This is a genomic window from Streptomyces sp. NPDC107528 (genome assembly GCF_055639295.1).
This window is the reverse complement of the sequence record NZ_JBVKAV010000013.1, coordinates 186,628-200,315: the sequence shown is the minus strand read 5'-3', so window position 1 is coordinate 200,315 and position 13,688 is coordinate 186,628. Positions and strand designations below refer to the sequence as shown.

The window sequence follows — 13,688 nt, the reverse complement described above, 5'->3', positions numbered from 1 at the left end:
CTCTGTTCGGTCAGGCGGAGGCCGACGACGCATCGGCGTCGGGCTCGGCGGCATCAGCCGCCGACTTGCGGGCGCGCTCGTCCGCGGCGGCCTTGATGGCCCGCCATGCGGATTCCGCGGCCTGCTGCTCCGCCTCCTTCTTGCTGCGGCCGGTGCCGGTGCCGTACGAGACGCCTCCGACGCGGGCGGCAGCAGTGAAGGTCTTCTCGTGGTCGGGGCCGGTCTCCGTGACCAGGTACTCGGGCACGCCGAGCCCCTCGGTCGCGGTGAGCTCCTGGAGACTGGTCTTCCAGTCCAGGCCGGCTCCGAGGTTCGAGGACTTCTCGATCAGGGGGTCGAACAGGCGGTGCACCAGCTCCGCCGCCGAGTCCAGGCCCTGGTCGAGATAGACCGCGCCGATCACCGCTTCCAGGGTGTCGGCAAGGATGGACGCCTTGTCCCGGCCGCCCGTGCCCTCTTCACCGCGGCCGAGCCGGATGAAGGAGCCCAGGTCGAGCCCGCGGCTGACCTCCGCCAGCGCACGAGAGTTGACCACCGCGGCCCGCAGCTTGGCCAGTTGGCCTTCAGGCAGGTCGGGGTGGGTGCGGTACAGCGTGTCCGTGACAACGAGGCCGAGAACGGAGTCCCCGAGGAACTCCAGGCGCTCGTTGGTGGGCAGGCCGCCGTTCTCGTACGCGTACGAACGGTGGGTCAGCGCACGCACCAGAAGGGCGGACTCGAGCTTGTACCCGAGCCGCCCTTCCAACAGCGTGTGGGACGAGGCCTGGTTGTCCGCCTTCTTACGGGCGTGTGGGTCCGCCTTGGCGTCTTCCGCCTTCTTGGCAGTGGACACAGTGCCTCTCACCAGCCGCTCAGACCTCGAGGACCTGGCGCTTGTTGTAGGTGCCGCAAGACGGGCACGCAATGTGCTGCTGCTTGGGCTCGTGGCAGCGCTCGCACGCAACCAGGGGGGTGACCGCAGCCTTCCACTGCGACCGGCGGTGGCGCGTGTTGCTGCGCGACATCTTCCGCTTCGGAACAGCCACGGCTACTTCTCCTGCTTCTCGTCGACGCCCGCTTCGGCGCCGCTCATCTCGTCCTTCTCGCCGTCCGTCATGGTCTCGGCGAGTCCCTGCAGTGCCGCCCAACGGATGTCGACGGCGTCATGGTGGTGGTCCGGGTCGTCTGCGAGACGTGCTCCGCACTGGGCGCACAGTCCAGGGCAGTCGTCCTGGCACACCGGCTGCATCGGCAGTGCGAGCACCACCGCATCACGCAGCACTGGTTCGAGGTCGAACAAGCCGTCCTCGAGAAAGAGCCTGTCCTCGTCGTCCTCGGCGTCGTCGCCGGGTTCCGCGCTGTGGCGGCCCCGGTCATCGGCGTCAGGGTACGAGAACATCTCCTGGAATTCCGCTTCGACGTCGAGCTGAAGCGGCTCCAGACACCTTACGCACTCCCCCTCGGCCTGTGCACGGCCGGTGCCTGTGACAAGCACCCCTTCCATGACCGACTCGAGTCGGAGTTCGAGCTCCATCGGGGCGCCTTCCGGCACTCCGATGACCCCCTGGATACCGAGATCCTTGGGGGCGTCGACCGTACGGGTCAGGCGCTGCAGCGCACCGGGCCGCCGACCCAGCTCGTGCGTGTCGAACACGAGAGGGTTGCGGTGGTCGAGGCGGGCTGTCACGCCATTCCTGCTTTCGATCTGCTGAGCTCAGGGGGTCACTGCCCCTGGATGTTCCGGGGCAGGTTTGATCGCGGACGTACACGCGACCGAAGAGCCAGGATACTGGACCTTTCGCTCATGGCCCAATCCGGTGGCTGCTTACTGGCCGCGCCCCTGCTCGTAGGCCCGCAACTGCTCCGCGCTGATCATGCTCGTGTCGAAGAGACTGGTCTCGTCGAGGGCGTAGCCCTGACCGTCCTGTGCGGCCTGCTGCGGGATCTGGTGCTGGGCGTGCTGAGCCTGGTGCGGGTCGTAGGCGCCCTGCTGAGGGTCGTAGCCCTGGTAGGCGTAGGGGTCGGCCTGCTGGTAGCCGTAAGGATCCTGCTGGCCCGCGTACTGCTGCTGATAACCGGCGTACGGGTCCGCCGTCTGCTGCTGGTAGCCGTAGGCCGGCTGTGCGGCCTGCTGGTCGTACTGCTGCTGCGCCGGTACGGCGGGCTGCTCGGCCGGCGCCGTCCGGGCCGCCGCGGCGTCCTGCTCCGCCAGCGCGGCGAGGTCGGCGAGATAGTCGGCGTCGCTGGAGTGCTGGACGGTGCCGGTGTCGTCGGAGAGGGCGCCGAGGTCGTCGCTGGCGATACGGCCGTGCAGCTTCTGCCGACCGCGGCCGACCGCCTCCAGCGTCTTGGCCAGGACCGCCTCGAAGGCGCCGAGCTTGATGTCGACGTAGCCGTCGGCGTTGCGGCGCAGGGTCTCCGGGTCGTGGCTGCGCTCGGGGGCGTCCTCGTCCTCGTAGCCGTGCTCGTCGGTGCCGGGTCCGGTGCCCAGGAGCTTCTCGCGGCCCCGGCCGACGGAGCCGAGGGTCTTGGTGAGGACGACCTCGAAGTTGGCGAGCTTGGAGTCGACGTAGTCGTCAGCCTCCGCGCGGATGTCCTCGGCCTCCTTGCGGGCCTCGGCGAGGATGCGGTCGGCCTCGGCCTGGGAGCGGCGGGCGACCTCGGTGTCGGAGATCAGCGAACCGCGCTCGGCGTGCGCGCCCTGGATGATCCGGTCGGCCTCCTGGCGGGCCTGCTCGACCATCTGCTCACGGCCGCCGATCAGCTCCTGGGCCTGGGCGAGGGAGCCGGGCAGGGCCGCACGGACCTCTTCCAGCATCGAGAGCAGATCGGCGCGGTTGACCACGCACGAGGCCGACATGGGCATCGACCGGGCACCTGAGACCGAGGCGACGATCTCGTCGAGCTTCTTCTGCACGTCCACCGTGTGCTCGCCACTCTCTACTGCTGTGATGGAGACGGACGGGACGACTGTAGCCCCATCAGTCCTTGCGCAGGCGCTTGTTGAGGGCGTCCAGGACCACCGGCGGCACGAGGTGGGAGACGTCGCCGCCCCAGGTCGCCACCTCCTTGACCAGGGAGGAGGACAGGAAGCTGTAGGTGGGGTTGGTCGGGACGAAGAGCGTCTCCACGCCCGACAGACCGATGTTCATCTGGGCCATCTGCAGTTCGTAGTCGAAGTCGCTGACGGCACGCAGGCCCTTGACGATGGCGGGGATGTCACGCTGCTTGCAGAAGTCGACGAGAAGGCCGTGGAAGGCCTCGACGCGGACGTTGCCGTACTCGGCCGTGACCTGGCGGATCAGGTCGAGCCGCTCGTCCACTTCGAGCAGGCCCTTCTTGGCCTTGTTGATCATGACGGCGACGTAGACCTCGTCGTACAGCCGTGAGGCGCGGGAAATGATGTCGAGGTGTCCGTTGGTGATCGGGTCGAACGACCCGGGACATACGGCTCGGCGCACTTGTGATCCCTCGCTCTCGGGTCCGGTCATCGTGCGTCTTCACACGTGGAGGCGGCGCGACCGTACCAAAACGTTCCCTCGCCGTAACGACGGGCCCGGATCCCTTCGAAACCGTCCGGCCACCGGAATTCTCCGCCTCTGGTGCTGCGCTCCACGGTGACGAGCGCTTCGGCCGCGAGCCAGCCCCCCGAGCGGAGTGTGAGGAGAATCTCCCGAAGATCGTCGTCCGAGACGGCGTAGGGGGGATCGAGGAAGACGAGGTCGTACGGCTCGGTCGGCGCCGGGGTCTGGATGATCTGTTCGGCTTTGCCGGATCTCACCTCGGCGCCGGGGAGGCCGAGATTCTTCACGTTCTCGCGGACGACCCTGGCGGCTCGGGCGTCGGCCTCGACCAGGAGGGTGTGACCGGCGCCGCGGGAGAGTGCCTCCAGGCCGACGGCGCCCGAACCGGCGTAGAGGTCGAGGACGCGTTCGCCTTGCAGGGGGCCGCCGAGGAGGGACTGCCAGGTGGAGAAGAGACCTTCGCGCGCGCGGTCGGAGGTGGGGCGGGTGCCGGTCCCTGGCGGGACGGCCAGGCGACGTCCGCCGGCTGTGCCGGCGATCACGCGGGTCATCTTTGGTCCTTGGGTGTGAGCGGCTTTGGGTTCAGTGTCGCTGGTCGCGCCCCCGCGGCGGTAGCCGCATGGTCCATACAGCCCCGCACCCCTGGGTCGGCGGCCCTCACCCCTTTTCCAAGTACTGTTCCCTCTCCTCGTCCAAGAGGGCGTCCAAGGCTGTGCGCAGGCCCGGGAGATGCTCCAGCTCCGGATCCGCCGCCACCAGCGTCGCCGCCTCCTCCCTCGCCTCCGCGATGATCTCCTCGTCCTCGATGACCGCCAGCATCCGCAGGCTGGTGCGGGCCCCGGACTGGGCCTGGCCCAGGACATCGCCCTCACGGCGCTGCTCCAGGTCGATGCGGGAGAGTTCGAAGCCGTCGAGGGTGGAGGCGACGGAGGTGAGGCGCTGGCGGGCCGTGCTGGCCTCCGGCATCTCCGTGACCAGGAGGCACAGGCCGGGTGCCGAGCCACGGCCGACCCGGCCGCGCAGTTGGTGGAGCTGGGAGACGCCGAAGCGGTCGGCGTCCATGATCACCATCGCGGTGGCGTTGGGGACGTTCACGCCGACCTCGATGACCGTCGTGGCGACCAGGACGTCCGTCTCCCCCGCGGCGAAGCGGCGCATGACCGCGTCCTTGTCGTCGGGGTGCATACGGCCGTGCAGGACCTCGACCTTGAGGCCTTGGAGAGGCCCCTTGGCGAGCTGGTCCGCCACCTCCAGGACGGCGAGCGGTGGGCGCTTCTCCGCCTCGTCCTCCGGGGACTTCTTCTTGCCGGCCTTCTTCGGGTCGTCCTCCTCGTCCCCGATCCGGGGGCAGACGACGTACGCCTGGTGGCCGTTGCCCACCTCCTCGCGCACGCGTTCCCAGGCGCGGGCCAGGAAGTGGGGCTTGTCGGCGGCCGGGACGACATGGCTGGCGATCGGTGAGCGGCCGGCCGGGAGCTGGTCGAGGACGGAGGTCTCCAGGTCGCCGAAGACGGTCATGGCGACCGTGCGCGGAATGGGGGTCGCCGTCATGACCAGGAGGTGGGGCGGCTGCTTGCCCTTGCCGCGCAGGGCGTCGCGCTGCTCCACGCCGAACCGGTGCTGTTCGTCCACGACAACCAGGCCGAGGTCGTGGAACTGCACCTTGTCCTCGATCAGCGCGTGCGTGCCGATCACGATCCCGGCCTCACCGGTGACGAGATCGAGCAGCGCCTGCCTGCGGGCGGCAGCGCCCATGGACCCGGTCAGCACGACCACCTTCGTGGCCTGCTCGGCCCCGCCCAGCATGCCGCCCTCGGCGAGCTCGCCCATCATCTCGACGACCGACCGGTGATGCTGCTGGGCGAGGACCTCGGTGGGCGCGAGCATGGCGGCCTGCCCACCCGCGTCGACGACGGCGAGCATGGCGCGCAGCGCCACCATCGTCTTCCCCGATCCGACTTCGCCCTGGAGCAACCGGTGCATCGGATGCTCGGTCGCCAGGTCGTCGAAGATCTCCTTCGAGACCTTCTGCTGGCCCTCAGTGAGGGTGAAGGGGAGGCGGTCGTCGAAGGCGGTCAGGAGGCCGTCGGGCTTGGGTTTGCGGGCGACCGCCGGGAGTTGGGCGTCCGCGTGGCGGCGGCGGGCCAGGGCCACCTGGAGGACGAACGCCTCGTCCCACTTCAGGCGGGAGCGGGCGTCCTCGATGTCCGCCTTGGTGTGGGGGCGGTGGATCTTGAGCAGTGCCTCGGGCAGGGGAACCAGGCCGCGGCCCTCGCGCAGAGTGGCCGGGACAGGGTCGACCGCCTCCTGGGCGCTGGGCAGGACCGTCTGGATGGCCTTGCCGATCTTCCAGGACTCCAGTTTGGCGGTGGCGGGGTAGATCGGGATGAGGGCGCCCGCCCATGTCTCGACCGTTTCCTCCGAGTCGCCGCGCAGCAATTCGTAGGCCGGGTGTGCCAGTTGGAGGCGGCGGTTGAACACGGAGACCTTGCCCGCGAACATCGCGCGGGTGCCCGGCAGGAGCTCCTTGTGGGGCTTGTGAACGCCGTTGCCGAAGAAGACCAGTTGGAGCCGGCCGCTGCCGTCGGTGATCGTGACTTCCAGGCGCTGGCCCTTGCCGCGCGGTGCCTTGCTGGAGGCGAAGGTGTGCAGGCGCGCGTCGGCGACCATCGCGACCACCGTGACGTGCTCGTCCATGGGGAGGTCGGCGAGGTGGGTGAGCTGGCCGCGCTCCTCGTATCTGCGCGGGTAGTGGTGCAGCAGGTCACCGACGGTGTGCAGGCCGAGGTGCTCGGCCATCACCTTCGCGGTGGGAGGGCCGAGCACCTTTTTCAGTGGTTCTTCCAGTGCGGGCACGAGATCCATTCCACACCACGGCACTGACAATGCCGTAGAGGTCAGGGCGGCAGTCCGGGTAAACGTCCCGGAAACCCCTGGTCAGACGGTTCGTTTCGGCTCTAGGATGGCGCGCTCCGGCCATCCTTTCGCGGTCACCGCCTCACCGGGACCGCCCGACCCCGCGCCGTCGCGAAGTCCCCCCACCGGCGCAGCGACGATGGACTCCCAGACCTCACAGTCATCTCAGGCCCCTCAGCCGTCCCAGTCACCTCATACGTTCCAGGTCGACCTGCGCGGTCTGGTGGACCTGCTCTCCCACCACCTGTACTCCAGCCCGAAGGTCTACCTTCGCGAGCTGCTGCAGAACGCGGTCGACGCCATCACCGCCAGACGCGCCGAAGAGCCGGACGCGCCCGCCAAGATCCGCCTGTACGCCGAGTCGGGCGCCCTGCGGATCGAGGATTCCGGGGTCGGACTGACCGAGGCGGACGTGCACAACCTCCTCGCCACCATCGGCCGTAGCTCCAAGCGTGCCGAGGGCCTTCAGGAGGCCCGGTCCGACTTCCTCGGCCAGTTCGGCATCGGTCTGCTGGCCTGTTTCGTGGTTGCCGAGCGGATCCGGGTGGTCAGCCGCAGCGCCCGTACGCCGGACGCGGCGCCCGTGGAGTGGACGGCGACGGACGACGGTTCGTACACCGTGCGGACGCTGCCGAACGACGCCCGCACCGAACCGGGCACCACCGTGCACCTGGTGGCGCGGGCCGGGGCCGGGGAGTGGCTGGCGCAGGACCGGGTTCTCTCGTTGGCGCGGGACTTCGGCTCGCTGCTGCCGTACGACGTCCGGGTCGGCGACGAGGCGGTCACCGACCTCCCCGCGCCCTGGGACCGCCCGTACCCCTCCCCCGCCAACCGCAGGGTCGCCCTGGCCCGGCACTGTCACGACCTGTTCGGCTTCACACCGCTGGACTCGATCGAGCTGGACGTGCCGCTCGCGGGCATCCGTGGCGTGGCGTACGTCCTTCCGTCGGCGGTCAGCCCCGCCCAGCGGGCCGGTCATCGCGTCCACCTCAAGGGCATGCTGCTGACCGAGCACGCCGAACAGCTGCTGCCCGACTGGGCGTTCTTCGTGCGCTGTGTCCTGGACACCGACAGCCTGCGGCCGACGGCCTCCCGGGAGTCGCTGTACGAGGACGAGACGCTGGCGGGCGTACGGGAAGCGCTCGGCGAAAGGATTCGGTCCTGGCTGACGGGGCTGGCGGCCGGTGATCCGGAACGGCTGGCGGCGTTTCTGTCCGTGCACCACCTGGGCGTGAAGTCCCTGGCGCGGCACGACAAGGAGATGCTGCGCACGATGCTGCCGTGGCTGCCCTTCGAGACGACCGACGGGCGGCTGTCCCTGGAGGAGTTCGCGCAGCGGCACCCGGTGGTGCACTTCACGCGGACCGTCGAGGAGTACCGGCAGGTCGCGCCGATCGCGTCCGCACAGGGCGTCGGCGTGATCAACGGCGGTTACACGTACGACAGCGAGCTCATCGAGGCGCTGCCGTCGGTTCGGCCGGGGACGGTCGTCGCCGAGCTGGACGCGGACACCGTGACCGCGCATCTGGACTCGGTCGACCCGGCCGAGGAGCTGGCTCTGGCGGGCTTCCTGGCGGCCGCGCGGGCGAAGCTCGATCCGCTGGGCTGTGACGTCGTACTGCGCGCCTTCCATCCGCTGTCCGTGCCCGCTCTGCATCTCGACGACCGGGCGGCCCGGCACGAGCAGGCGCGCGCGGAGGCCGAGGAGCGGTCCGACGACCTGTGGGCGGGCATCCTGGGCTCGCTGCGCGGCAGCGCGCCACGCGCGCGTCTGGTGCTCAACCACCTCAACCCGCTGATCCGCCGGATCAGTTCACTGGGCGATCCCGAGCTGATCGGCACCGCCACCGAGTCCCTCTACGGGCAGGCCCTGCTGATGGCGCAGCGCCCGCTGAGGCCGGCGGACTCGGCACTGCTGAACAGGGCCTTCATCGGCCTGCTGGAGTGGGCCACGAACGGCGAGGAGGGCCGCCGATGAGCGACGTCACGGACTTCGACTCGCTGCGCCGGGCGATGGCGGAGAACTCCGAGGAGCCGGAGGGCCCCGCCCGCAACGCGCGCGCGGAGCAGCTGCTCGCCGAGGCCGAGAAGCTGGGCATCCCGCTCGCCGTGATCGAGGCGCTCGGCCACCAGCTGAAGGTCTACAACTACAGCTCCGAGAAGGACAAGATGTTCGTCCCCTTCGCGCGTCTGCTGCGCATGTGGGACGAGCGGCCCGAGGACTTCGACGAGTACGAGACGCACTCGCTGCACTGGGTCTTCAAGTGGATGTCGTCCGGCATGCTCGACCAGCCGCACATCCCGCTCGCCTCGATCGAGAAGTGGCTCGGCGAGATGGAGCACCGCTACCGGCTCGCCGGGCACTCCGAACGGGCCGTGCGCAGCGCCGAGTTCAGCGTGGCCGCGCATGTCGGGGACGTCGCGCGGGCCGAGCGCGCCTACGGCTCCTGGCTGGCCGCCGACCGGGACAGCATGGCCGATTGCCACGCGTGCGAGCTGCACGGGCAGGGCTGGTGGCAGGCCGAGCAGGGCCGGGACACGCAGGCGCTCGAACTGTGGGCGCCGGTCCTGGAGGGCGAGTACGCCTGCGCCCACGAGCCGCACACGGTCCTCGCGTCCTCCCTGGCGCCGCTGCTGCGCCTGGGCCGCGTGGACGAGGCCCGCGCCAACCATCTGCGGGGTTTTCGGCTCGTACGGGCCATGGAGAGCATGCGCGGCGCCTACGCGGACCACGTCGAGTTCTGCGTGCTGACCGGCAACGAGGCGCGCGGCCTGGAGCTGCTCGCGGAGCGGCCGGCGTACTTCACGGACACCGGGCATCCGCGCAGCAAGCTGGAGTTCACGGCGGTGGTGGCGCTGCTCATGGAGCGCCTGACCGAGCTGGGGCTGGGCGGGCAGCGGGTGCCGGGTCCGGCGGGCCGTGACTGGACCGCCGGTGAACTGGCCGCACACGCGCGTGCGCAGGCCCTCGCGCTGGCGGCGGGCTTCGACGGGCGCAATGGCACGGAGCACGTCAGCGAGCGGGCACGCGCGCGTATGGAACAGCGGCCACTGGTGGAGCGGCTGCCGCTGGGGGTGCGTACGGCGGCCCGGCCCAAGGCGGTGGCGATGCCCGCGCCTGCTGCGGTCGTCGCACCCGACGGTTCCGCGGCGGCCGACGCGGAGGCCGACCTGCCCGCGCTGCTCGCCGCGGCACGGCGGCTGTCGGACACCCTGCAACCCAACGCCATCGAGGCCTGGGCCGCCGTCTCACGAGCCGCCGAGGGCGTCGAGCTGCACGCCCTCGACCGCGCGGAGATCGCCGACCACCGGGCGATGGACCTGGGCCCCGAGGGCATTCCCCTCTTCGAGGAGGCCGCCGAGCTGTACGCGGCGGCGGGCGACCCCGGCGAGGCGCTGGCGGCACGCGCGCGTGGAGCGTACGTAAACGCTCTCACCGGCGAGGTCTCGCAGGCCCTCACGACGATCGCCGACCTGTACGACCGGGTTCTCGCGCTGTACGCCGAGGACGGCACGGGCGTGCGTCAGACGGCGGCCGTGCTGATGTGCCGGGCGCGGATTCTGATGCGGCGGGTGCACGAGACGCAGGACGCGGCGCCGCAGGCCGCGCTGACCGACGCCGAGACCGCCGCCCGTGAGGTGCTCGCACTCGTCGACGGGCGGGCCGGCGACGACGTACGGCTTGCCTCGCGGGCCGCGGAGGCGCACGCGATTCTCGCGGAGCTGGCGGCGCTCACCGGGGACGTGGAGGGGGCCGCGGAGCTGTTCGCGCGGGCTTCGGCCGAGTTCGTCGGGGCCGGGCTGCCGTGGTTCGCGGTGGAGTACGAGGCCCGGCTGGCCGGGCTCGCGCACCATCTCGGCGACACCGCGGAGGCCGAGCGGGCGCTGCGGGCGGCCCTGGAGCACGGCGGGCCCCACCTGGAGGCGACGGGGCGTGCCCAGCTGCACCTCCAGCTGGCCGAGGTGCTCGGCGGCCGGGGGCTGTCCGAGGAGGCCGCCGAACACGCCCTTCAGGCAGCGCACTGGGCCGACGAGGCGGGCGAGAGCCGCACGCTGGGCGCCTGGGCGCGGCAGCAGCTGGGCGGATTCCTGCTGCGGCAGGGACGGTTCGCCGAGGCCGCCGAGGTGCTGGAGTCGGCGCTGCCCGACCTGAGCGCGGAGGCGCACGGCGACGGCGCGGTCGTCCAGACGCAGTGGTGGCTCGGCGACTGCCTGAGCGAGCTGGGCGAGCACCGCGAGGCAGCCGAACGCCGGTTGCAGGCGGCCGAGATCGCCCGGCACTGGCCCGAGCAGCACGACCACGCCACGCTGGCCCACCTCGCCGCCGAGTCCCTCGGCCACGCGGGCCTGCACACCGAGGCGGACCAGGCGTACGCGCGCGCGAGTGGGCTGTGGCGCACCCTCGGCAACGTGCACGGCCTGGTGCGCTCCCTGCGTGCCCGCGCGTGGCTGGCGCTGCGGGTGGAGGACGTGGAGGGCAGGGCCGACACGGCGTCCGAGTTGATGGCGAGCGCTGTCGAGGAGTGCAGGGCGGCGCTGGAGGCGGTCGACGACGACGAGGCGCGTGAACGCCTGGTCGCCGAACTCGGCCACACGCACCGCCAGTTCGGTGACCTGCTGGCCCGTTCGGCCACCGAGGACGCCGAGGACGAGTCGATCCGGACCGCGCTGGAGGAGGCCCTGTCCCAAGTGACGAAGGCCGTCGCCGTGTTCGCCTCCCTCGGCGAGGACGCCCTGCACAGCCGCACCGGCGCCGAACTCGCCGCGGGCTGGCTGGAGGCCGACCTGAGCCGCCCGGCCGAGGCCGCGGCACGCGCGCGTGCGGTGCTGGTGGCGTACGACGGCCACGACGAGGGCGACGAGGCGGCGCAGGAGCGCCGGGCGGAGGCCGGGCAGATGCTGCAGGTGGTGCAGGAGCAGGCCGACGCGGAGCGGGAGAAGGCGTAGCTCGCGGCAGGGCGGAGCCTTTCGGCAGGGAGCGCTACTCCACGCCGATGAGCAGCAGCGCTCCCTGCCGTCCGCCCCGGTACACCACGGTGTCGACTGCCAGATACGACTCACGCACGCGTGCTTCGAGGTACTCGGCGATCGTCTCGGGTGCCTCGTCGCCGAGGACGAGGGTGACGAGTTCGCCGCCGGCCGAGAGCATGCGGTCGAGGACGGTCCCGGCGGTGGCCGTGACGTCCGTTCCGATCACGGCCACGTCGCCGTCGATGAGGCCGAGGACGTCGCCGGCCTGGCAGATGCCGGCCATGGTCCAGGACTGGCGTTCGGCGACGGCGACCTCGGCGTAGCGGGTGGCGCCGGCCGCCGAGGTCATCGACACGACGTCCTCGTCGAAGCGGCGGTCCGGCTCGTGCACGGCGAGCGCCGCGATGCCCTGGACCGCGGAGCGGGTGGGGATCAGTGCCACGCGGATGCCCTCAGTGCGGGCCTGCTCGGCCGCCGCGGCCGCGGTGTGGCGCAGTTCGGCGTCATTGGGCAGCAGCACGACCTCACGCGCGTGGGCACGCCGTACGGCCTGCACGAGCTCCCCGCTCGCGGGCGGTTCCCCGGGGCGCGCGAGGACGGTGGTCGCGCCGGCCTCGCTGTACAGCCCGGCCAGGCCCTCGCCGGGCACGACGGCGACCACGGCACGCTGGGCACGCTCCCGGGGCGGCCGCTCGGCACCGGTGGTGTGCACGTCACCGGCACCGAAGTGGGTGATCCGGATCCGGTAGGGCCGACCGGCCTCGACCCCGGCCTCCACGGCGGCCCCGGCGTCGTCGACGTGCACATGCACGTTCCACAGCCCGTCACCGCCGACGATCACGAGCGAGTCCCCGAGGGCGTCGAGCCGCCCCCGCAGCCGTGCCACGGCCGCGTCCTCGGCCTCCAGGAGGTAGATCACCTCGAACGCGGGCGCGCCCGCCGCGACGGCGTCGGCGCAGTCCTCGGCGTCGGCGAGGGAGGTGAGGGAGGTGCCGTCTCCGGGTGAACCCCCCGCCACGCGCGCGTGCGCCCCGGAGACCTGGTGAACCAGCGGGGCTGCCGCTTCCCCCGTGAAGGTCTCCACCAGCGCGCCCAGCACCGCCAGCAGCCCCCGTCCGCCGGCGTCGACGACCCCGGCCCGCTCCAGGACCGCCAGCTGCCCCGGCGTCTCGGCCAGCGCCACGCGCGCGCCCTCGTAGGCCGCCCGCGCGACGGCCCCGCAGTCGTCGTGCGCGACCCCGCCGGCCGCGTCGGCGGCTGCTGAGGCGACCGTGAGGACGGTTCCCTCGACGGGGTGGGCCACGGCCTGGCGGGCGGAGTCCGCGGCCTGCCGCAGGGCGAGGCGCAGGCCGGAGCCATCGGTATGAGCCGTCTCACTCTCGGCCGCGAGCACCTGAGCCATGCCGCGCAGCAGCTGGGCGAGGATCGTCCCGGAGTTCCCCCTGGCGCCGATCAGGGCCCCGTGCGCCATCGCGCGGGCGGCGTCCGCCAGGGTGGGCTTGCCCACGTCGTACGCGGCGAACACGGCCTCCACCGCCCCGACCGCCGACTCCACCGTCAGATAAAGGTTCGTGCCGGTGTCCCCGTCGGCCACGGGATAGACGTTGATCGCGTCGATCTCCTCACGCGCCCGGCCCAGTGACTCCAGCGCGAGGCCGCACCAGGTGCGCACCGCGAGAGCATCGAAGAATGTCTGCGGCACCTGCGCCACCTGCGCCTCCTTGAGCTGCCGGCCGTGGCACGCAGCGTAGACCCAGAGAGGGTGCGCGCCGGAAGCGGGCCGGGAGCGGGGCCCTGATCAGGCATGGTAGTTTCGTTGGACTGGCGCAGTCGTTGTATGCTGCTCCGGTTGCCCGATGAAAATCGGGCCGTTCCCCTGGCAACGCCACTCAGATCTCTCATCGTAGATCTCGATCCCGGCATGCCGGGATTATCCGTAAGAGCATCTGAAGTCTTTGGAGTGACCCGTGGCTGCCAACTGCGACGTCTGCGGCAAGGGGCCGGGCTTCGGCAACAACATCTCGCACTCGCACCGCCGTACGTCCCGTCGCTGGAACCCGAACATCCAGCGCGTCCGTACCGTGGTCGGCGGGACGCCGAAGCGCGTGAACGCCTGCACCTCGTGCATCAAGGCCGGCAAGGTCTCGCGCTGACGCACAGCTAAGCGCGCGGCCACAGCTGGTTCGCTGCAGTAAGCCGGTCCACCTCAGGGTGGACCGGCTTTTTGCCATGCCCGTGGACCGGTTCTCGCCGCACCCGACGCAAGTTTCCCGGCGCTGGATTCCCGACACAAGATTC

General features: G+C 71.3%; 11 protein-coding genes. 3 read left to right on the top strand and 8 right to left on the bottom strand.

The features are described from left to right. Window positions 1-10 precede the first annotated feature (10 nt). From rnc to recG, 7 genes are all read right to left on the bottom strand, one after another. The gene (gene rnc / locus ACZ7L5_RS36150; protein WP_328878962.1) at window positions 11-844 is read right to left on the bottom strand and encodes a ribonuclease III; all 834 of its coding nucleotides are present in this window, start codon (window positions 842-844) and stop codon (window positions 11-13) included. Between the two features lie 7 nt (window positions 845-851). Further along, entirely contained in the window at window positions 852-1,025 is a 174-nt protein-coding gene (gene rpmF / locus ACZ7L5_RS36145; protein ID WP_015657589.1) for a 50S ribosomal protein L32, read from the bottom strand. 2 nt (window positions 1,026-1,027) lie between these two features. Continuing rightward, window positions 1,028-1,666, bottom strand: a complete 639-nt coding sequence (locus ACZ7L5_RS36140; RefSeq protein ID WP_328878963.1) for a YceD family protein — start codon at window positions 1,664-1,666, stop codon at window positions 1,028-1,030. Between the two features lie 138 nt (window positions 1,667-1,804). Then, window positions 1,805-2,902: an ATP synthase F0 subunit B gene (locus ACZ7L5_RS36135; RefSeq protein ID WP_471522337.1), complete on the bottom strand. Its 1,098-nt coding sequence runs from the start codon at window positions 2,900-2,902 to the stop codon at window positions 1,805-1,807. Window positions 2,903-2,960: 58 nt separating this feature from the next. After that, window positions 2,961-3,440, bottom strand: a complete 480-nt coding sequence (coaD, locus tag ACZ7L5_RS36130) for a pantetheine-phosphate adenylyltransferase (protein WP_328878965.1) — start codon at window positions 3,438-3,440, stop codon at window positions 2,961-2,963. A 26-nt stretch (window positions 3,441-3,466) separates the two neighbouring features. Then, entirely contained in the window at window positions 3,467-4,054 is a 588-nt protein-coding gene (gene rsmD / locus ACZ7L5_RS36125; protein WP_363032456.1) for a 16S rRNA (guanine(966)-N(2))-methyltransferase RsmD, read from the bottom strand. 106 nt (window positions 4,055-4,160) lie between these two features. After that, window positions 4,161-6,368: an ATP-dependent DNA helicase RecG gene (gene recG / locus ACZ7L5_RS36120; protein WP_471522335.1), complete on the bottom strand. Its 2,208-nt coding sequence runs from the start codon at window positions 6,366-6,368 to the stop codon at window positions 4,161-4,163. 190 nt (window positions 6,369-6,558) lie between these two features. Here recG and ACZ7L5_RS36115 point away from each other — a divergent pair, with 190 nt between their 5' ends. Continuing rightward, window positions 6,559-8,397 (top strand): HSP90 family protein, encoded by a 1,839-nt coding sequence (locus ACZ7L5_RS36115; RefSeq protein WP_471522333.1) that lies wholly within the window; start codon window positions 6,559-6,561, stop codon window positions 8,395-8,397. After that, complete coding sequence (locus ACZ7L5_RS36110) at window positions 8,394-11,366, top strand: tetratricopeptide repeat protein (RefSeq protein WP_471522331.1); 2,973 nt, start codon at window positions 8,394-8,396, stop codon at window positions 11,364-11,366. Before ACZ7L5_RS36115 ends, ACZ7L5_RS36110 begins: the two co-directional genes overlap by 4 nt. Before the next feature lie 34 nt (window positions 11,367-11,400). Here ACZ7L5_RS36110 and ACZ7L5_RS36105 read toward each other — a convergent pair whose 3' ends face one another. Continuing rightward, window positions 11,401-13,101 carry a DAK2 domain-containing protein gene (locus ACZ7L5_RS36105; protein WP_471522329.1) on the bottom strand — a complete coding sequence of 567 codons (1,701 nt, stop codon included), beginning with the start codon at window positions 13,099-13,101 and terminating at the stop codon, window positions 11,401-11,403. Between the two features lie 256 nt (window positions 13,102-13,357). On the opposite strand from ACZ7L5_RS36105, the gene rpmB reads away from it, so the two are divergent. After that, a complete protein-coding gene (gene rpmB, locus ACZ7L5_RS36100) occupies window positions 13,358-13,543 on the top strand; it encodes a 50S ribosomal protein L28 (RefSeq protein WP_003993230.1) in 186 nt (61 codons plus the stop codon). Window positions 13,544-13,688: the final 145 nt, after the last annotated feature.

Excerpts from the sequence above, each read along its gene's own strand:
- ACZ7L5_RS36115 (WP_471522333.1), top strand. The coding sequence starts at position 6,559 with ATGGACTCCCAGACCTCACAGTCATCTCAGGCCCCTCAGCCGTCCCAG.
- rsmD (WP_363032456.1), bottom strand. The coding sequence starts at position 4,054 with ATGACCCGCGTGATCGCCGGCACAGCCGGCGGACGTCGCCTGGCCGTC.
- ACZ7L5_RS36110 (WP_471522331.1), top strand. The coding sequence starts at position 8,394 with ATGAGCGACGTCACGGACTTCGACTCGCTGCGCCGGGCGATGGCGGAG.
- recG (WP_471522335.1), bottom strand. The coding sequence starts at position 6,368 with ATGGATCTCGTGCCCGCACTGGAAGAACCACTGAAAAAGGTGCTCGGC.